20 protein-coding genes are annotated in these 17,297 nt (G+C 57.3%); 3 read left to right on the top strand and 17 right to left on the bottom strand.

Annotation, left to right across the window (positions count from 1 at the left end; genetic code table 11):
• Nucleotides 1–19: 19 nt before the first annotated feature.
• From tolB to FBY04_RS15335, 13 genes are all read right to left on the bottom strand, one after another.
• Complete coding sequence (tolB, locus tag FBY04_RS15395) at nucleotides 20–1,300, bottom strand: Tol-Pal system beta propeller repeat protein TolB (protein WP_371850910.1); 1,281 nt, start codon at nucleotides 1,298–1,300, stop codon at nucleotides 20–22.
• A 17-nt stretch (nucleotides 1,301–1,317) separates the two neighbouring features.
• Nucleotides 1,318–2,322, bottom strand: a complete 1,005-nt coding sequence (tolA, locus tag FBY04_RS15390) for a cell envelope integrity protein TolA (protein ID WP_145315725.1) — start codon at nucleotides 2,320–2,322, stop codon at nucleotides 1,318–1,320.
• The gene (gene tolR / locus FBY04_RS15385; RefSeq protein WP_162491085.1) at nucleotides 2,322–2,774 is read right to left on the bottom strand and encodes a protein TolR; all 453 of its coding nucleotides are present in this window, start codon (nucleotides 2,772–2,774) and stop codon (nucleotides 2,322–2,324) included. The genes tolA and tolR overlap by 1 nt, the downstream gene beginning before the upstream one ends.
• Before the next feature lie 23 nt (nucleotides 2,775–2,797).
• The gene (tolQ, locus tag FBY04_RS15380; RefSeq protein ID WP_017340467.1) at nucleotides 2,798–3,493 is read right to left on the bottom strand and encodes a protein TolQ; all 696 of its coding nucleotides are present in this window, start codon (nucleotides 3,491–3,493) and stop codon (nucleotides 2,798–2,800) included.
• A complete protein-coding gene (gene ybgC / locus FBY04_RS15375) occupies nucleotides 3,483–3,950 on the bottom strand; it encodes a tol-pal system-associated acyl-CoA thioesterase (protein WP_084318967.1) in 468 nt (155 codons plus the stop codon). Before ybgC ends, tolQ begins: the two co-directional genes overlap by 11 nt.
• 127 nt (nucleotides 3,951–4,077) lie before the next feature.
• A complete protein-coding gene (gene ruvB / locus FBY04_RS15370) occupies nucleotides 4,078–5,139 on the bottom strand; it encodes a Holliday junction branch migration DNA helicase RuvB (protein WP_008027785.1) in 1,062 nt (353 codons plus the stop codon).
• Complete coding sequence (ruvA, locus tag FBY04_RS15365) at nucleotides 5,140–5,757, bottom strand: Holliday junction branch migration protein RuvA (RefSeq protein WP_017340470.1); 618 nt, start codon at nucleotides 5,755–5,757, stop codon at nucleotides 5,140–5,142.
• Between the two features lie 114 nt (nucleotides 5,758–5,871).
• Nucleotides 5,872–6,396 (bottom strand): crossover junction endodeoxyribonuclease RuvC, encoded by a 525-nt coding sequence (gene ruvC, locus FBY04_RS15360; protein WP_017340471.1) that lies wholly within the window; start codon nucleotides 6,394–6,396, stop codon nucleotides 5,872–5,874.
• Nucleotides 6,397–6,555: 159 nt separating this feature from the next.
• On the bottom strand, nucleotides 6,556–7,302 hold the full coding sequence (locus FBY04_RS15355) for a YebC/PmpR family DNA-binding transcriptional regulator (protein WP_084318965.1): 747 nt from the start codon (nucleotides 7,300–7,302) through the stop codon (nucleotides 6,556–6,558).
• A 120-nt stretch (nucleotides 7,303–7,422) separates the two neighbouring features.
• Nucleotides 7,423–9,198, bottom strand: coding sequence for an aspartate--tRNA ligase (gene aspS / locus FBY04_RS15350; RefSeq protein ID WP_084318963.1), 1,776 nt, complete (start codon nucleotides 9,196–9,198; stop codon nucleotides 7,423–7,425).
• Nucleotides 9,199–9,298: 100 nt separating this feature from the next.
• A complete protein-coding gene (locus FBY04_RS15345) occupies nucleotides 9,299–9,520 on the bottom strand; it encodes an FmdB family zinc ribbon protein (protein WP_010457489.1) in 222 nt (73 codons plus the stop codon).
• Nucleotides 9,521–9,657: 137 nt separating this feature from the next.
• Entirely contained in the window at nucleotides 9,658–9,996 is a 339-nt protein-coding gene (locus FBY04_RS15340) for a ribbon-helix-helix domain-containing protein (RefSeq protein WP_084318961.1), read from the bottom strand.
• Between the two features lie 256 nt (nucleotides 9,997–10,252).
• Nucleotides 10,253–10,723 (bottom strand): Dps family protein, encoded by a 471-nt coding sequence (locus FBY04_RS15335; protein WP_084318959.1) that lies wholly within the window; start codon nucleotides 10,721–10,723, stop codon nucleotides 10,253–10,255.
• Between the two features lie 310 nt (nucleotides 10,724–11,033).
• Between FBY04_RS15335 and FBY04_RS33040 the strand changes: the two genes are divergently transcribed.
• Entirely contained in the window at nucleotides 11,034–11,636 is a 603-nt protein-coding gene (locus FBY04_RS33040) for a cold-shock protein (protein WP_017340476.1), read from the top strand.
• An 85-nt stretch (nucleotides 11,637–11,721) separates the two neighbouring features.
• Here the strand turns inward: FBY04_RS33040 and FBY04_RS15325 are convergent, their stop codons facing one another.
• Both FBY04_RS15325 and FBY04_RS15320 read right to left on the bottom strand, forming a co-directional pair.
• Nucleotides 11,722–11,928 carry a SlyX family protein gene (locus FBY04_RS15325; protein WP_008029236.1) on the bottom strand — a complete coding sequence of 69 codons (207 nt, stop codon included), beginning with the start codon at nucleotides 11,926–11,928 and terminating at the stop codon, nucleotides 11,722–11,724.
• A gap of 3 nt (nucleotides 11,929–11,931) precedes the next feature.
• A complete protein-coding gene (locus tag FBY04_RS15320; protein ID WP_084318955.1) occupies nucleotides 11,932–12,357 on the bottom strand; it encodes an HIT domain-containing protein in 426 nt (141 codons plus the stop codon).
• A gap of 903 nt (nucleotides 12,358–13,260) precedes the next feature.
• Between FBY04_RS15320 and FBY04_RS15315 the strand changes: the two genes are divergently transcribed.
• Entirely contained in the window at nucleotides 13,261–14,607 is a 1,347-nt protein-coding gene (locus FBY04_RS15315) for an OprD family porin (protein WP_145315724.1), read from the top strand.
• 77 nt (nucleotides 14,608–14,684) lie between these two features.
• Here FBY04_RS15315 and FBY04_RS15310 read toward each other — a convergent pair whose 3' ends face one another.
• On the bottom strand, nucleotides 14,685–15,527 hold the full coding sequence (locus FBY04_RS15310; RefSeq protein WP_084318951.1) for a mechanosensitive ion channel family protein: 843 nt from the start codon (nucleotides 15,525–15,527) through the stop codon (nucleotides 14,685–14,687).
• Nucleotides 15,528–15,748: 221 nt separating this feature from the next.
• A complete protein-coding gene (locus FBY04_RS15300; protein WP_018926510.1) occupies nucleotides 15,749–16,234 on the bottom strand; it encodes a YajQ family cyclic di-GMP-binding protein in 486 nt (161 codons plus the stop codon).
• Nucleotides 16,235–16,374: 140 nt separating this feature from the next.
• On the opposite strand from FBY04_RS15300, the gene FBY04_RS15295 reads away from it, so the two are divergent.
• Nucleotides 16,375–17,292, top strand: a complete 918-nt coding sequence (locus tag FBY04_RS15295) for a putative 2-dehydropantoate 2-reductase (RefSeq protein ID WP_145315723.1) — start codon at nucleotides 16,375–16,377, stop codon at nucleotides 17,290–17,292.
• Nucleotides 17,293–17,297 lie beyond the last annotated feature (5 nt).

Here is a 17,297-nt window from a genome sequence, read left to right as displayed (position 1 = left end):
TAAAACGTGTAGCGCCGCGTCAGTTCAGGTAAGGGGACCAGGAAGGTTCTCTGACTTCGCCTTGTGCGGTAGGAAGCGGGAGCCTTACGCGCCCATTAATGGACACGAGCATCAAGACTCCCCGGCCCTGCTGGCGGGTGGCGTAGATTACCATGGTGCCGTTGGGCGCAACAGTAGGCGACTCGTCCAGAGTGCTATCAGTGAGGATTTTTACGCTGCCGCGCTGCAAATCCTGGGCCGCCACCTTGAAATTAGTGAAACCATCCTGGCGATGGATCATCACCAGGGTCTTTTCATCAGCCGAAAGCTTCGGGTTGGCGTTGTAGTTACCGATAAAGGTCACACGCTCGGCACCGCCGCCGCTAACGCTGGATTTGTAGATCTGTGGTTTGCCGCCACGGTCTGAAGTGAAGTAGAGGGTCGAACCATCCTTACCCCAGAACGGTTCGGTGTTGATGCCGGGACCGTTGGTGACGCGAGTGATCTGACGCGAACCCAGGTTCATCACATAAATGTCCGGGTTACCGTCTTTCGACAGCACGAACGCCAGGCGATTGCCATCCGGCGACCAGGCTGGTGCGCCGTTCAGGCCTTCGAAGTTGGTGATCTGCTCACGGCGACCGGTGTCGATGTTCTGCATGAAAATACGCGGACGCTTCTGCTCGAACGACACATAAGCGATGCGCTTGCCATCCGGTGCGAAACGCGGCGACAGGATCGGCTCGCGCGATTGCAGCAGGGTCACGGCGCGGGCACCGTCATAATCCGAACGTTGCAGTGTGTAGCGCGTGTTCTTCTCGGAGAAACGCTCTGCAGTCACGTACAGCAGACGAGTCGAAAACGCACCTTTGATGCCGGTGAGTTTTTCGAACGACTGGTCCGCAATGTAGTGCGACATGTCGCGCAGTTGATCAACGCTGCCCGACACGCTGCCGGTCAGCACTTGCTGTTCGGTAGCGACGTTGAACAAAGCGTATTGAACCTGCAGGCGACCGCCCGCCGGAGCAATGCTGCCGACCATGACGTACTGAGCGCCCAGCGCCTTGAAGTCACGGTAGATGATTTCGCTGGCCTGGCTCGGCTGGCTGATCATGTTCTGCTTTGGAATCGGCGAGTAGTAACCCGAGTTGCGCAGGTCGTTACCGATAATTTCAGCCATGTCGTCCGGCAGCACGCTACCGCCCTGGTTACCGAACGGTACAACGGCGATCGGGGTAGCCCGATCGCTGCCGCTGGTGACCAGAATGTTTTTCTCATCTGCCATCGCCATCCCTGCCATGCAGCAGATAGCGACCAGCATTCCTCGGAGAAGGTTTCTCACTGGGCTAAGTCCTCAGGTGTGAATGTCATCTTGAATGAACGATATGGAGCGAAATCACTCGACTTCATTCCCTGCATTTCTGTCAAACGTCCAATATTCTTGACCGCCGCTACAGCCGAAGCGTCAAAAGGACCATCGCCGCTGGACTTGGATACGCTGACCGAAGTCACCGTACCGTCCGGCAACATGCCGATTTGCAACACGACCGTCATGCCTTTGCGCGCCGAAGGAGGACGAGTCCAGCCTTCTGCTGCACGCACACGAATCAGGTCATCGAAACTGCCGGCGACTTCGTCACCCTGCTCATCCGCCAAGGCCTGCTGACGCTCTGGCGTGTCGGAAAGCAAATCTGCCAGGGCCTGAGCCTTTTTCTCTTCGGCGGATTTACGTGCCGCTTCCTGCGATTTCTTTTTCGCAGCATCGGCAGCAGCTTTCTTCTTCGCGTCTTCGACGATCTTCTTCTTGGCTTCTTCCGCGGCCGCTTTCTTGGCCTCTTCTTCAGCCGCTTTCTTGGCTTCTTCTTCAGACTTCTTCTTGGCTATATCAGCCAATTGTTTCTCTTCAGCTTTTTTGGCTTCGGCGGTCTTCTTCGCTTCATCGGCTTTTTTGGCTTCATCAGCCTTTTTAGCCTCTTCCGCTTTCTTGGTCTCGTCGGCCTTCTTGGATTCTTCGGCTTTTTGAGCCGCGTCTTCCTTCTTTTGTTCCGCGGCTTTGATCGCTTCCTGCTCGATCAACTTCTGCTCCATCTGCTCGACTTCGGTCTGGCGCGCGGCGGATTTCTTCGCCTCACCCGCAATCTTCTGATTGGTCTGGGTGGTCGCCTGACTTTTCGACTTCAGTTGGTACAGGGTTGCCTGGACAATCGGCTTGGCCGGCGGGAGCTCCGGTGTGAAGGCGAAACTGACGAACAGCATGCCGAAAACCAGCACGTGCAAGACAATCGCCCAGACACTAGGCCAGAAGTAGCTTTCCGAGGCTGTTGGCTCTCGCTGTTGCTGCATCAGGGCGCCTCGGTAATCAAGCCAACGTTACCGACTCCGGCTTTCTGCAACCCGCCCATCGCGCCCATGACGGAACCGTAATCAACGGTCTTGTCGCCGCGGATGAACACTTGGGTACGCTTGCCGCCTTCAGTACCGGCGCGAATGATCTTGGTCACGGCGTCAGTCATTTGCGGCAAGGTCATTGCCTTGTCCTGCTGCTTTTGCGTGTCGACTTCGCTGCCAAGGTTCCAGTAGTAGGTCTTGTCAGCCTTGATCGAAATGGTCAGGACCTGGGTGTTGTTGTCCTGCGGCAAGGCTTCGCTGGAAACCTTGGGCAGATCAACTTTCACGCCCTGATTGAGCATCGGCGCGGTCACCATGAAGATGACCAGCAGTACCAGCATCACGTCGATGTAAGGCACCACGTTCATCTCGGCGACCGGCTTGCGCTTTTTGCGAGCTCGAGCGATTAAAGCCATTGGAAATTACCTGCTTATTCTTCGCTGGTGTGCACTTTGCGGTGCAGGATCGCCTGGAATTCATCGGCGAAGGTGTAGTAACGGCTGATCAGCGTTTCGCTGCGAGCGGCAAAACGGTTGTAGGCGATAACGGCCGGGATGGCTGCGAACAGACCGATCGCGGTGGCAATCAGTGCCTCGGCAATACCTGGAGCCACAGTGGCCAGGGTCGCTTGCTGGGCAGTCGCCAGACCACGGAAGGAGTTCATGATGCCCCAGACCGTACCGAACAGACCGATGTACGGGCTGACGGAGCCGACAGTGGCGAGGAACGGCAGGCTTTGCTCGAGCTTTTCTTCTTCGCGGGAAATGGCTACGCGCATGGCACGGGCAACGCCTTCCATGACCGCTTCCGGGTCAACGCCTGGCTGCTGGCGCAGACGGGAGAATTCCTTGAAACCGGCACGGAAGATCTGCTCTACGCCCGAATCCGGATCAGGATTGCTGCCAGCCTGACGGTAGAGTTTGGACAGGTCGATGCCCGACCAGAAGCGCTCTTCAAAGCTCTCCAGGGCACGTCGACCGGCGCGCAGCAAGTTGCTGCGCTGAAAGATCATGATCCATGAGGTCACCGATGCGGCTACCAGGATCAGCATTACCAGTTGCACCACGATACTGGCATTGCTGACCAGGCTCCACATGGAGGAATGGTCGACGACGTTAGCTTCCACGCTTTATCTCCTGCTTTGAGTGTGTACCCGCGCCGCTCACGTCGGCAAAGGCCGCACGTAGAGCTTCGGGAATGGCCCGGGGTTTTAAACTTTCAGTGCGCACACAGGCCACCAAAAACTGCCCTTCGCAGAGCAGCGCATTATCCGTGGCTCGCCTGACCTGCTGTTTGAAGCGCAGGCTGACACGGTTCAATTCGATTACTTCAGCGCTTACCAGGAGTTCGTCGTCCAGTCGCGCCGGCGCGTGATAACGCGCTTCGCTGGAATGCACGACAAACAACAGGTCCTCCCCTGCCAGCTGGGATTGGGCAAAGCCCAGCTCCCGGAGCCGCTCGGTTCGAGCCCGTTCCATAAACTTGAGGTAATTAACGTAATACACGATGCCGCCCGCATCGGTGTCCTCGTAATAAACGCGACAACGAAGTGCGAAAGGCTCAAGCCCGTTTTGCGCGCGCATACTCTAGTGCTTACTCCTCAGGTTGCCAATCCGGCCAGGCAACTGTTTTTCATTGATTCACGGCTTTCAGGCAAAACCACGGTCCTAGGACAGCACAATGCCCGAAAAATCTGCCCGCAAATGTTAATTAATCGTCCACGGCATCGAGGAACTCGTCTACCACGGGCATCTCGCCCAATCGTGACGGAATATTTAAACCGAAATGCAGATAGGCATGCCGAGTGACCACCCGCCCCCGCGGTGTGCGCATGATGTAGCCCTGCTGGATCAGGTACGGCTCCAGCACGTCTTCAATGGTGTGGCGCTCTTCGCTGATCGCGGCAGCCAGACTGTCGACGCCGACCGGTCCACCGTCGAACTTCTCGATCATGGTCAACAGCAAACGTCGATCCTGGTGGTCGAAGCCACGCTCATCGACATCCAGAAGATTCAAGGCAAGGTCGGCAATCGGTTTAGTGATGTGGCCCTTGGCGCGAACTTCAGCGAAATCGCGCACCCGACGTAACAAACGGTTGGCAATCCGCGGCGTACCACGGGCACGGCGCGCGATTTCGAAGGCGCCTTCCGGATCCAGCGGCAAACCGAGGATGTTCGCCGAGCGGCTGACAATCGTCGCCAGATCAGCCGTGCTGTAGAACTCGAGGCGCTGGACGATGCCGAAACGGTCACGCAACGGATTGGTCAGCATGCCGGCGCGAGTCGTCGCCCCCACCAGCGTGAACGGTGGCAAATCCAGTTTGATCGAACGCGCAGCCGGCCCTTCGCCAATCATGATGTCGAGCTGGAAATCTTCCATGGCCGGGTACAGCACTTCTTCGACAATCGGCGACAACCGATGGATTTCGTCAATGAACAGCACGTCGTGAGGTTCAAGGTTGGTCAGCAGCGCGGCCAGGTCACCGGGACGCTCGAGGACCGGGCCGGAGGTGCTTTTGATCGACACGCCCATCTCTTGGGCGATGATGTTGGCCAAGGTGGTTTTACCCAGGCCAGGCGGGCCGAAGATCAGCGTGTGGTCCAGGGATTCGTTACGTCCACGGGCAGCCTGGATGAACAGCTCCATTTGCTCGCGAACGGTCGGCTGACCAATGTATTCGGCCAGACTGACAGGACGAATCGCCCGGTCCTGGACTTCCTCGCGGTCGCGAGGGCCAGGCGTGGCGGCTATCAGACGATCAGCTTCAATCACTTAGATCATTCCCTTCAGGGCACGACGAATCATGTCTTCACTGCTCAAACCTTTCTCCTTGATCGCGGAAATAGCCTTGCTGGCCTCCTGCGGTTTGTAGCCCAGGGAGATCAGCGCGCTGACCGCGTCATTTTCGGCGGTCGCGACCGGATGCGGCGCATCTGGCCCACCGGGCTGGTTTGGCACCAACGCGAACATCGCCGGTACGGTTTCCCAGGCTTTGAAGCGATCCTTGAGTTCCACCAGCAGACGCTCGGCCGTCTTCTTGCCCACGCCCGGCACCTTGGTCAGCGCCGAGGTGTCCTGGGATTGCACGCAACGTACCAGTTCATCGACTTCCAGGCTCGACATCAAGGCCAGCGCCAGTTTCGGCCCCACACCATTGAGACGGATCAACTCACGAAAAAAGTCTCGCTCACGCTTGCTGGCGAAGCCATAGAGTAACTGCGCGTCTTCGCGTACGACCAAATGGGTGTGCAGCGTCAGCGGTTCACCGACCGACGGCAAGCGATACAGCGTAGTCATGGGCACTTCAAGCTCATACCCCAGACCGTTTACATCCAGAATCAGGTGCGGCGGCTGTTTCTCAGCCAGTGTGCCGCGCAAGCGTCCAATCACGTTTCAGATCCTTGAGCGTTGGCCAGACCGGTGCTGGCGACTGACAGAACAAAGGTTTTGCGCCGACAACACAGGCGCAAAACCCTCATTCCGTAAAAATGACTGCTGATGCTATCAGAGACGCAGGCGCCCGCCACGACTGCGTGCCGTACCCAAGCCATGAGGCAACAGGCTGGAACGGGTGTGAGCATGACAAATGGCAATGGCCAGGGCATCCGAGGCATCGATTTGCGGCTTGCTGATCAATTTCAGCATGTGCATGACCATCATCTGCACCTGCTCTTTATTGGCCGCACCGGTCCCGGTTACGGCTTGCTTGACCTGAGTTGCGGTGTATTCGGCGATTTCGAGGTTTTCTTCGGCGCCGGCAACGATTGCCGCACCGCGCGCCTGGCCGAGTTTCAACGCGGAGTCGGCGTTGCGTGCCATGAACACCTTTTCGATGCCCATGGTGACCGGGCCGTAGGTCTGGATGACCTCCCGCACGCCGCGATAGACGATTTGCAAACGCTCATGCAGTTCGCCGGAACCGGTGCGAATGCAGCCCGACGCCACGTACACGCAGCCACGCCCGGTATCGCGTACCACGCCGTAACCGGTAATGCGCGAACCGGGGTCGATACCAAGAATTAAAGTCATAACGCCTGCAGCTTAAAAGGGTGAGGCCTGCAGATCACACATTACGCGAAGGCAACCCGACCTGTAGGAGCCGGCTCGCTGGCGATGGCGGCCTTAAGGCAGTTCAAGACTTGAGGACCTCATCGCCAGCAAGCCGGCTCCTACAGATTTTGTGACCCCTTAACCGAGCTGTGCGACCACTGCTTCAGGGATATCCGCATTGGAATAGACGTTCTGCACATCATCCAGGTCTTCAAGCATGTCGATCAGCTTGAGGATTTTCTCGGCGCCTTCCAGGTCCAGTTCGGCACTGGTGGTCGGCAGCATCACGATTTCCGCATCATCACCTTTGAAACCGGCCGCTTCCAATGCGTTACGCACGGAGTAGAACCCGGCGAACGAGGTGAACACGTCGATGGAGCCATCTTCGTTGGTGACCACATCATCAGCGTCCGCTTCCATGGCCGCTTCGATCAAGGCGTCCTCATCAACGCCCGGCGCGAAGGAAATCTGCCCCTTGCGCTCGAACAGATAGGCCACCGAACCGTCGGTACCCAGGTTGCCGCCGCACTTGCTGAACGCATGGCGAACAGCTGCTGCGGTGCGATTGCGGTTGTCGGTCATGCACTCGACCATCACCGCCACGCCACCCGGGCCGTAGCCTTCGTAGCTCAGTTCGACCATGTCGTCGGTGTCGGCAGCACCGGCACCGCGGGCCACCGCGCGATCGATGATGTCGCGACTCATGTTCGCACCCAGCGCCTTGTCCAGCGCCAGACGCAGACGCGGATTGGAGCCCGGATCACCGCCGCCCTGACGGGCCGCAACGGTCAGCTCACGAATCCACTTGGTGAAAATCTTGCCCTTCTTGGCATCCTGACGTTCTTTGCGGTGCTTGATGTTCGCCCACTTGGAATGACCCGCCATAACTCGCTCCGAATTTTCTTTGAAACGTTGCCCGCTGTGCACGATGCACCAGCCAGCAATACAAAAATCTCGACCTAAAGAAAAGGCGCATCCGGGAAGGATGCGCCTTTGCGGTCAGCCTTACTCAGCTTTTGGCGTTTCGCGCAGACGAATGTGCAGTTCGCGCAATGCCTTGGCATCTACAGCACCCGGTGCCTGAGTCATGACGTCAGCCGCGCTCTGGGTTTTCGGGAATGCGATCACTTCACGGATCGACTGGGCGCCCGTCATCAGCATCACCAGTCGGTCCAGACCGAAGGCCAGGCCACCGTGTGGCGGCGCACCGTACTTCAGCGCATCGAGCAGGAAGCCGAACTTCTCTTCCTGTTCCGCTTCATCGATACCCAACAGTCGGAACACGGTCTGCTGCATTTCCTTGCGGTGGATACGGATCGAACCGCCACCCAGCTCGGTACCGTTCAGAACCATGTCGTAGGCACGCGACAGCGCGGTCGCCGGGTTGGCTTCCAGCTCTTGCGGGGTGCATTTCGGCGCGGTGAACGGGTGGTGCAAGGCAGTGAAGCTGCCGTCGTCGTTTTCTTCGAACATCGGGAAGTCGACGACCCACATTGGCGCCCACTTGCAGGTCAGCAGGTCCAGGTCGTTGCCGACCTTGATCCGCAACGCGCCCAGGGCTTCGCTGACGATCTTGGCCTTGTCAGCGCCGAAGAACACGATGTCGCCATCGACCGCACCCACGCGATCGAGGATCACGTTGAGGTTGGCTTCAGGGATGTTCTTGACGATTGGCGACTGCAGGCCTTCAACGCCTTTGGCGCGCTCGTTGACCTTGATGTACGCCAGGCCCTTGGCACCGTAGATGCCGACGAACTTGGTGTAATCGTCGATCTGCTTGCGCGGCATGCTCGCTGCGCCCGGAACGCGCAAGGCGGCAACACGGCATTTCGGATCGTTGGCAGGACCGCTGAAGACCTTGAAGTCGACTTCTTTGAGCTGGTCGGCAACGTCCACCAGTTCCAGCGGGTTACGCAGGTCCGGCTTGTCGGAACCGTAACGACGCATGGCTTCTTCGAAGGTCATGTGCGGGAAGTCGCCGAATTCCAGATCCAGCACTTCCTTGAACAGGTTGCGGATCATGCCTTCGGTGAGGCCCATGATGTCTTTTTCATCGAGGAAGCTGGTTTCGATGTCGATCTGGGTGAATTCAGGCTGACGGTCGGCACGCAGGTCTTCGTCGCGGAAGCATTTGGCGATCTGGTAGTAACGGTCGAAGCCGGCCACCATCAGCAATTGCTTGAACAGCTGCGGCGATTGCGGCAGGGCGAAGAACGAACCGGCGTGAGTACGGCTCGGCACCAGGTAGTCGCGTGCGCCTTCAGGCGTGGCACGGGTCAGGATCGGCGTCTCGACGTCGAGGAAGCCGTTCTCGTCCAGATAGCGGCGGATGCTGGTGGTCATGCGCGAACGCAGACGCAGCTTCTCGGCCATTTCCGGGCGACGCAGATCAAGGAAGCGATAACGCAGGCGGGTTTCTTCGCCGACGTCGGAGAACTCGTTCAGTGGGAACGGCGGGGTTTCCGACTCGTTCAGCACTTCCAGCTCGTAGCCCAGGACTTCGATCATGCCCGAAGCCATGTTGGCGTTCGTGGCACCGGCCGGACGCAGGCGGACCTTGCCGGTGATCTTCACGACGTACTCGCTGCGCACGCGATCGGCGGCGGCGAAGCTATCGGCGCGGTCCGGGTCGAACACCACCTGGGCCAGACCGTCACGATCACGGATATCGAGGAAAATCACCCCACCGTGGTCACGGCGACGGTGAACCCATCCGCAAAGGGTAATTTCCTGGCCTTCCAGGCTTTCGTTCAGTTGGCCGCAATAATGGCTGCGCATCATGGTAGTGGTTTCACTTCTCGTAATTCGAAATTCGGTTGGAGGCCTTGCATTCGGGATGACGCAAGAGCTCGCACGTGTCGTTCAACTCAGGTTCCAGACCCTAGTCGGCTTTGTCGCCGCCGGCCAGATTCTTCTTGGAACCGGTCTTGAAATCGGTTTCGTACCAGCCGGTGCCACTGAGGCGGAAGCCCGGCATGGACAGCATCTTCTTGAGCTCTGGCGCCTGGCAGGCAGGGCAGTCGACCAGCGGTGCTGCGCTGATCTTTTGAATGGCTTCCAACTGATGACCACAGGAAGCACATTGATAGTCGTACATCGGCATGGGGGTTGTCTCGGCGATCAGATTGCTACCGCGCACGCTGGGTTTTGCGGCAAAGAGCGGGATTATATCCATTAAATGCAGCCTGTGCAGCCGTAAGACTGCACAGACCGACACTCGAGGCCATTCCACTGCCACGGCTACGCCATGACGACGCAACTCCCCTCCTTCAGGCTGTGCACAACGCAAACCACCCGTACCAGCCCACTGAAGTTCTTCACCCCGCCGTGCCGCAAATGCACTTCGCGATCCACCTGGGACAGCAGGGCACTGACCGAGCAGCAATTGATCCTGGCCATTTCTGCCAAAATATTCCAATACACCTGCTCGAGTCGCAAGCAGGTGGCAAAGCCATTCAAACGTACCGAGCGTGATAATGGCCGAGCCAGGCCCATGTCGAATTCACTGACAAACGGATCGATCCTTACTTCCTTGAACGGACCCAGCCTCCCCTCGTTTAACCTGCTTTCATAAACCATCCGTTGACACTCCTTTGCCATCCCTGGTTTCTATAAGAGCCATGTTGCGGGTCTTATAAAAGCGCAGGCGCAAAGTTATATCCAGATGACTTTATGACCATCAACGTAGGATAAGCCAACAACTGAAGGCGGATCATGGAGACCGTCCTAGTCAGGACAACGTCCTACACGATCGGGGGCAAGATCCTTCAACGAACAGGCTCCGAAGGACAGGGCGCGAACGACACCGGGCAGCGTCATCCGCGCACCGGCAGCGTTACTGGTCCAGCAATGAACGCAACATCCACGCGGTTTTCTCGTGAACCTGCATGCGCTGGGTCAGCAAGTCCGCCGTTGGCTCGTCGCTGACTTTGTCGAGCAAGGGAAAGATCCCGCGCGCAGTCCGCGTGACGGCTTCCTGCCCTTCGACAAGTTGCTTGATCATGTCTTCTGCGCTTGGCACGCCCGACTCCTCCTTAATAGAAGAAAGGCGCGCATAAATCGAGTAGGCGCCCGGAGCAGGAAAACCGAGCGCACGAATTCGTTCGGCAATCGAATCGACCGCCAGGGCCAACTCGTTGTATTGCTCCTCGAACATCAGGTGCAGGGTCCGGAACATGGGACCGGTGACATTCCAATGGAAGTTATGGGTTTTCAAATAAAGTACATAAGTGTCCGACAGCAGACGCGAAAGTCCGTCGACGATGGACTTGCGGTCCTCTTCACTGATACCGATATCGATTGCCATGTTTTTCCCCTAAAGGTGATGAATTTCATCCGACAGGTGCAGGACCACTCTAGCAAGCCTGTCGCGCAACCGCAGCCCGGATAGCCCCCGAGACCTGCGACAAATCGCCTCCGATGCACCGCTGGACTCCCTGATTTGAGTAGCTGCAAGCTTTGCTGTTAAATAGACGGTGTGTCGCTGGCGCCTATTTTTTCGGGGCGCTGCGCATAGGCTGATACCGGGTGCGTGCCCAACGCCTCTTATAGTTCTGAAGCGAACCGCACCCCCATCAGCTCTTCCTTGCGATCCGTCTTAACGTGAGTTAATCAAAATGTTGAAAATCGTCCACCTGCTAATGGGCGCAGCAGCCCTGCTGCTGTCCTTCATCCCTAGCCTGCGATCCGAAGCTGTTCCTTACCTGCAACAACCCGATGCGCTGTACCTGGCCTTTTTCGGCCTGCTCAATCTCACCCTCGCACCTGTCATTCCGTACTGGAACAAAGGTCCGCGTCATCAACTGCAAAACCTGGTCAGCGCCCTGCTGGTTCTGACTGTTGTTCTGCAAACGCTGACGCTGCTGGCGCCGATGCCTGTCATCGCCGGTCAACCTGCCGTTCTGTTCAGCCTGGTGGCTGCCCTGATCGCCGTTCTTCTGCACCTGGCCATCAGTTTCTACAAATCCTCACCGGCCACCGCCTCGCCAAGCTATGACATGAGCAACCGCGATACCGGCACCGTCAAGTGGTTCAACACTTCCAAAGGCTTCGGCTTCATTTCCCGTGATTCCGGCGATGATATTTTCGTGCATTTCCGGGCCATCCGTGGCGAAGGCCATCGCGTTCTGGTCGAAGGCCAGCGCGTGGAGTTCTCCGTCATGAATCGTGACAAGGGCCTGCAAGCCGAAGACGTGATCGCCGCGTTGCCGCGACGCTGATTCAAGGCTAAAAAAAACCGCGAGCAGCCTGGCTGTTCGCGGTTTTTTATTGCCTTTTGTTTAACAAGAAACCTTGAAACAAAAGCTAGTAATGCGGCGGTGGCGCCTCTTCTTCAAAGGTTTCGAACTGACCGGCCATTTCCTCCTGCCGCTTGAGCAGGGCTGCCATTTGCAGTTGCAGGCGTTCCACCGCACGCTGTTGCGTCGCCAGCACATCGCTCAATGCCTGGATGGTGTCATCCTGAAACGCCAGCTGGCTCTCCAGATCGGTAACGCGTTCTTCCAGGCTCATGATTCAACCCTCCAGAAACGTGAAATCATCGGTCAACACCAGACGCAACCGCTCGCGAATGACCGCGATCTGCTCCGCCGTGTACGGTTTGGCCGGGTGTTTACCCCATACCGGCGCGGGCCAGGCAGCATCCTCGCGCTTACGCACAATCACATGCATGTGCAACTGACTGACAACGTTACCCAGGGCCGCGACATTCAACTTGTCCGCGTCGAACGAGTCCTTGAGCATTTCGGCCAGCGCGGTCGTTTCCTGCCACAGCTGCCGCTGATCGGCGACATCCAACTGAAATATCTCGCTGATATCATCGCGACGCGGCACCAGGATGAACCACGGGTAGTTCGAATCATTGGACAACAGCAGCCGGCTGAGCGGGAAATCCCCGATCGGTAACGTGTCTTGTTGAAGTCGTGGATCTAAAGCGAACACAGCGCGCACTCCCGGTAGCTCATCATTTTCAGCTTAGCGCCCATTCTGAGAGACGGCGCACCAAGCGACAGGACGGCAGCATACCTGCGAACGTCGCCGGCTTCACGACGTACGACTGTCGAAGCGCAGCCATCACCCACAAGACCGCTCCGACATGAGACATTTTTTGCGTGAGCGCACCATTACAGAACCGCCAGCCACGCAAAAAACACTGAAGTGACCAATAAACCAAGGCCTGTTCACGCTCTACGACAGGCAACACTGTATGAATTCAGTACAGCGATTAAGATTTTTTGCACCAAAACCGCACAGTGCGTCTACGCTCAGTGCGTCGGGCATCCGCCAAGTACTCACTGAGGGGGTGAACCGGTAACGTTTTTGGTTGTCGCGCAGTCGGCCAGGGAGGTGCAACACGATGCAAACCATGGCGTCAAGTCTCATCAAAAGGTGCTTGTAACCCCCGGTTTTATGAGGTTTTTACGGTAACAGGCAGGCGTTCAGAAAAAAAAACAGCGAATTTCTGATTTGTGCACGCTTGTTGCATTCACACTCACATCGCCTTCAAAGCGTCCGCTGGAAGTGGAAGCCTTCAAGGCAATAAAAACAGTGGCAGGATTGCCCGATGGAGATTCACACGTTTCACCAAGGACTCTTTTTACCGATGCTCAACCCCCGGAAAACAGCGTTGAAGTTGTCATTCCTATTGCATTGGGGCTGTAAATTTGCGACATCTACCAAGCCGTTTGCGACAGGGTCGTAAAGAAGCTGAAAGGTTAGATGCGCAAGTATCGCCAACATGGTCGGCGTGATATAAGTTTGCGCCGACACAAAAAGAAAGAGCCGCCCAGATAATAAAACAGGTGGGACGGCAGTACTCTTCTAAAACCAAAGGAGCAAATCACGATGCGCGTGATGAAGTGGAGCATGATCGCACTGGCAGTTGCAGCAGCAGCCAGTACTCAAGTGGCTATGGCCGCACCTTTCGTAAGTGACCAGGCTGAAGCCAAAGGTTTTGTTGAAGACAGCTCGCTGAACTTGCTGGTTCGCAACTACTACTTCAACCGTGACAACAAAGACGGCGGCCGCGACGTCAAAGACTGGACCCAAGGTCTTTGGGGTACCTACAACTCCGGTTACACCCAGGGTACTGTAGGCGTTGGTGTTGATGCATTCGGTTACCTGGCCATCAAACTGGATGGCGGCGATGGCACTTCCGGTTCGGGCAACATGAGCCGTAGCGACACCGTCAACGCCAACGGTGGCCGCGACGTCAACGACAGCCAGGGTAAAGCCGGCGCTGCCGTTAAATTCCGCGTCTCCAAAACCGAGCTGAAAGTCGGCGACATGTCCCCAAGCACTGCTCCAGTGTTTGCAGTTGGCGGTTCCCGTATCCTTCCGCAAGTTGCCAGCGGTTTCCAACTGCAAAGCAGCGAAGTCAAAGACCTTGACCTCGAAGCCGGTCACTTCTACTCGGGTTCCAGCCAGGACAAAAACGCCCGTGACGGCGGCCTGTACGCAACCTACGCTGGCGTTGAAGCCAACACCATCGACTATTTCGGTGGCAAGTACGGCATTACCGATAACCTTTCCGCATCGCTGTATGGCGCCAAGCTGGAAGACATCTGGAACCAGTACTACGCCAACGTGAACCTCACCACTCCGTTTGGTGGTGACACGTCGCTGAACACTGACTTCAACATCTACCGCACCACCGATACCGGTGACGCGAAAGCTGGTGACATCAGCAACACCGCGTTCTCGCTGGCAACCGCTCTGTCGTTCCTGAAAGCGCACACCATTACCCTGGCTTTCCAAAAGGTTAATGGCGATACCCCGTTCGACTACATCGGTATCGGCAAGAACAACCGCGGCGGCGACTCGATCTTCCTCGCCAACTCCATCCAGTACTCTGACTTCAACGCCCCTGGCGAGAAGTCTGCCCAGGTTCGTTACGACCTGAAAATGGCTGAGTACGGCGTTCCAGGTCTGAGCTTCATGACCCGTTACGTGAAAGGTTGGGACATCGACGGCACCAACACTCCAGCAGGCAGCGCTTACACCGGCCTGTACGGTGACAATGGCAAGCACAACGAAACCAACTTCGAAGCCAAGTACGTTGTTCAGTCTGGCCCGGCAAAAGACCTGTCCGTTCGCTTCCGTCAAGCTTGGCACTTTGCTAACGCCGACGAAGGTGAAGGCGACGTGAAAGAGTTCCGTGTGATCGTCGACTACCCACTGTCGATCTTGTAATCGCATTCAGTTAGTTTGCGGTAACAAAATAAAAGGCCCATCTTCGGATGGGCCTTTTTTTGTTGCCTGTTTGTCACTTACTGCACGGCAGATTCCTGAACCACACGAATCACCCGCTGTGGAAACGGGATATCGATACCGGCCGTTTTCAAACGGTCACGGGACTGCTCGTTAAACATGAACATCACGTCCCAGTAATCCGCTGTTTTCACCCATACGCGCAGGGAAACAGTGATCGAACTGTCACCGAGGGTAGAAATGACTGCCTGCGGAGCCGGTTCAGCCAGGATGCGTTCATCCTTGGCCAGATCCAGTAACACTTCACGGGCCTTCTGCAAGTCCGCTTCGTAATCCACACCTACATCAAACACAACCTTGCGGGTTGGCTGGCGGTTAGTGTTGGTGATGATGCCGTTCGACAAATTGCCGTTAGGCACGATGATGGTTTTGTTATCGCCCGTACGCAGCACGGTATGGAAGATCTGAATACTGTCGACCGTACCAGCGACCCCTTGGGCTTCGATCCAGTCACCGATACGGAAAGGACGGAACAACAGAATCAGCACGCCACCGGCGAAGTTCGCCAGGCTGCCCTGCAACGCCAGACCGATGGCTAATCCCGCCGCACCGATCGCCGCGACGAAGGAAGTCGTTTCCACGCCGATCATCGAGGCCACGCTGACGATCAGCAAAACCTTGAGAATAATATTCGCCAGGCTGCTGATAAACCCCTGCAGCGCCAGGTCGGCGTTTCGCAGCGCGAGCAAACCGCCCAGTTTCTGCGTCACTTTGTTGATCAGCCACCAGCCGATGGCCAGGGTGATGATCGCCAGCAGTACGCGGCTGCCGTATTCCATGATCATCGGAATCCAGGCTTGGGACGCCTTGACCAGGTTGTCCACTTCAGCGTTCAAGTCCATCTACATTCTCCTGATTTCCCGGCTACCCGGCACGCGAAAAAAAATTATGCGGCAGAAAAAAACCACCGGATTGAGCACAATCGAAGTGGGAGCGGCGGTGCGACGATCCGACTTGCTCGCGAAGTGGGCGTATCAGTCGATATCACTTTTGAATGACACACCGCTTTCGCGAGCAAGTCGGATCGTCGCACCGCCGCTCCCACAGGTTCCCGCCTGAACAATCAGTCGCGGAAGTTGTTGAACTGCAGCGGCATGTCGAACGTCTTGGCGCGCAGGGCCGCAATGGCTTCCTGCAAATCGTCACGCTTCTTGCCGGTGATGCGCACTTGCTCGCCCTGAATGGCCGCTTGAACCTTGAGCTTGGCGTCCTTGACGTGAGCGACGATTTTCTTCGCCAGCTCTTTGTCGATGCCTTCCTTGAGGACGGCTTCCTGCTTCATCAGCTTGCCCGACGCATAGGCATCCTTGACTTCAAGGCACTGCACGTCGATTTTGCGCTTGACCAGCGCCAGCTTGAGGATCTCAATCATCGCTTCGAGCTGGAAATCGGCTTCAGCGGTCAGGTTGACGGTCAGGTCCTTTTCCTTGAACTCGAAGCTGCCTTTGCCTTTCAGGTCATAACGACGATCGAGTTCCTTGACGGCGTTCTCGACCGCGTTGGTGACTTCGTGTTTGTCCAGTTCGGATACCACGTCGAACGACGGCATGTAATCTCTCCAATAAAGGGCGCGCTCGATCAAGATGGAGCACGCCTGGCTTGCGGTTAAAATCCGCGCTGATTATAACGGGTCTTTCCCATCATTCACTGCGAGCCTCCGATGCGCGCCTCAAACAGAGCAAAAAGCTGATGTCCACCACCTGGCATGTTCTGGGCGCCGGCAGCCTCGGCACCTTATGGGCCACGCGTCTGGCGCGGGCCGGGGTACCGGTCAGGCTGATTATTCGTGATGCGGCGCGATTACAGGCTTATCAGGCGGCGGGCGGGCTGACGCTGGTGGAGCATGGCGAAGCAACAACCTGGGACATACCGGGCGAGACTGCCGACAGCGACGAGCCGATCAATCGCCTGCTGGTGGCCTGCAAAGCCTACGACGCCGAGCAGGCCGTGGCCCGACTGGCGCCGCGTCTGGCGCCCGATGCCGAATTGATTTTGCTCCAGAACGGCCTCGGCAGTCAGGACGCCGTCGCCGCGCAGATTCCGCAGGCGCGCTGCATTTATGCGTCGAGCACCGAAGGCGCGTTTCGCGATGGCGACTGGCGCGTCGTGTTCGCCGGCCACGGCTACACCTGGCTGGGTGATGCCGGGCATCCGGTGGCGCCGATCTGGCTGGACGACGTCAGTGCCGCCGGCATTCCCCACGAGTGGAGCACCGACATTCTCACCAGGCTGTGGCGCAAACTCGCGCTCAACTGTGCGATCAATCCGCTGACGGTGCTGCACGATTGCCGTAACGGCGGCTTGCAGAACCACCACTGCGAAGTCGCCACCCTCTGCGGTGAACTGACCGAAGTGCTTGAACGCTGCGGCCAGCCGGCAGCGGCCGAGCACCTCCAGCAGGAAGTCGAGCGGGTGATTCACGCGACCGCGGCCAATTTCTCCTCTATGTACCAGGACGTCGCCAATCGACGCCGAACCGAAATCAGCTACCTGCTGGGCTACGTCTGCAAAGTTGCCTCGCGCCATCAGCTGAACCTTCCGCACCTCAACCAGTTGCAACAGCGGTTGATCACCCATCTGCACAGCCTTGGATTGCCCAGCGACTGAGCAGC

This window comes from Pseudomonas sp. SJZ080, from assembly GCF_007828295.1.
Classification (GTDB): Bacteria; Pseudomonadota; Gammaproteobacteria; order Pseudomonadales; family Pseudomonadaceae; genus Aquipseudomonas; species Aquipseudomonas migulae_A.
Note: the sequence above shows the minus strand (reverse complement) of the source record. Positions and strands in the feature narration are given on the sequence as shown.

Coding starts and splice junctions, on each gene's coding strand:
- FBY04_RS15325 (WP_008029236.1), bottom strand. CDS start 11,928: ATGAGCCTGGAAGAACGCGTTACCGATCTGGAGAGCCAGCTGGCGTTT.
- ybgC (WP_084318967.1), bottom strand. CDS start 3,950: ATGCGCGCGCAAAACGGGCTTGAGCCTTTCGCACTTCGTTGTCGCGTT.
- FBY04_RS15345 (WP_010457489.1), bottom strand. CDS start 9,520: ATGCCGATGTACGACTATCAATGTGCTTCCTGTGGTCATCAGTTGGAA.
- tolA (WP_145315725.1), bottom strand. CDS start 2,322: ATGCAGCAACAGCGAGAGCCAACAGCCTCGGAAAGCTACTTCTGGCCT.
- FBY04_RS15355 (WP_084318965.1), bottom strand. CDS start 7,302: ATGGCGGGTCATTCCAAGTGGGCGAACATCAAGCACCGCAAAGAACGT.
- FBY04_RS15300 (WP_018926510.1), bottom strand. CDS start 16,234: ATGCCGTCGTTCGACGTGGTATCCGAACTGGACAAACACGAAGTCACC.
- tolB (WP_371850910.1), bottom strand. CDS start 1,300: ATGCTGGTCGCTATCTGCTGCATGGCAGGGATGGCGATGGCAGATGAG.
- FBY04_RS15295 (WP_145315723.1), top strand. CDS start 16,375: ATGTCCACCACCTGGCATGTTCTGGGCGCCGGCAGCCTCGGCACCTTA.
- FBY04_RS15340 (WP_084318961.1), bottom strand. CDS start 9,996: ATGGTTTATGAAAGCAGGTTAAACGAGGGGAGGCTGGGTCCGTTCAAG.
- FBY04_RS15335 (WP_084318959.1), bottom strand. CDS start 10,723: ATGGCAATCGATATCGGTATCAGTGAAGAGGACCGCAAGTCCATCGTC.
- aspS (WP_084318963.1), bottom strand. CDS start 9,198: ATGATGCGCAGCCATTATTGCGGCCAACTGAACGAAAGCCTGGAAGGC.
- FBY04_RS15310 (WP_084318951.1), bottom strand. CDS start 15,527: ATGGACTTGAACGCTGAAGTGGACAACCTGGTCAAGGCGTCCCAAGCC.
- FBY04_RS15315 (WP_145315724.1), top strand. CDS start 13,261: ATGCGCGTGATGAAGTGGAGCATGATCGCACTGGCAGTTGCAGCAGCA.
- ruvC (WP_017340471.1), bottom strand. CDS start 6,396: ATGACTTTAATTCTTGGTATCGACCCCGGTTCGCGCATTACCGGTTAC.
- FBY04_RS33040 (WP_017340476.1), top strand. CDS start 11,034: ATGTTGAAAATCGTCCACCTGCTAATGGGCGCAGCAGCCCTGCTGCTG.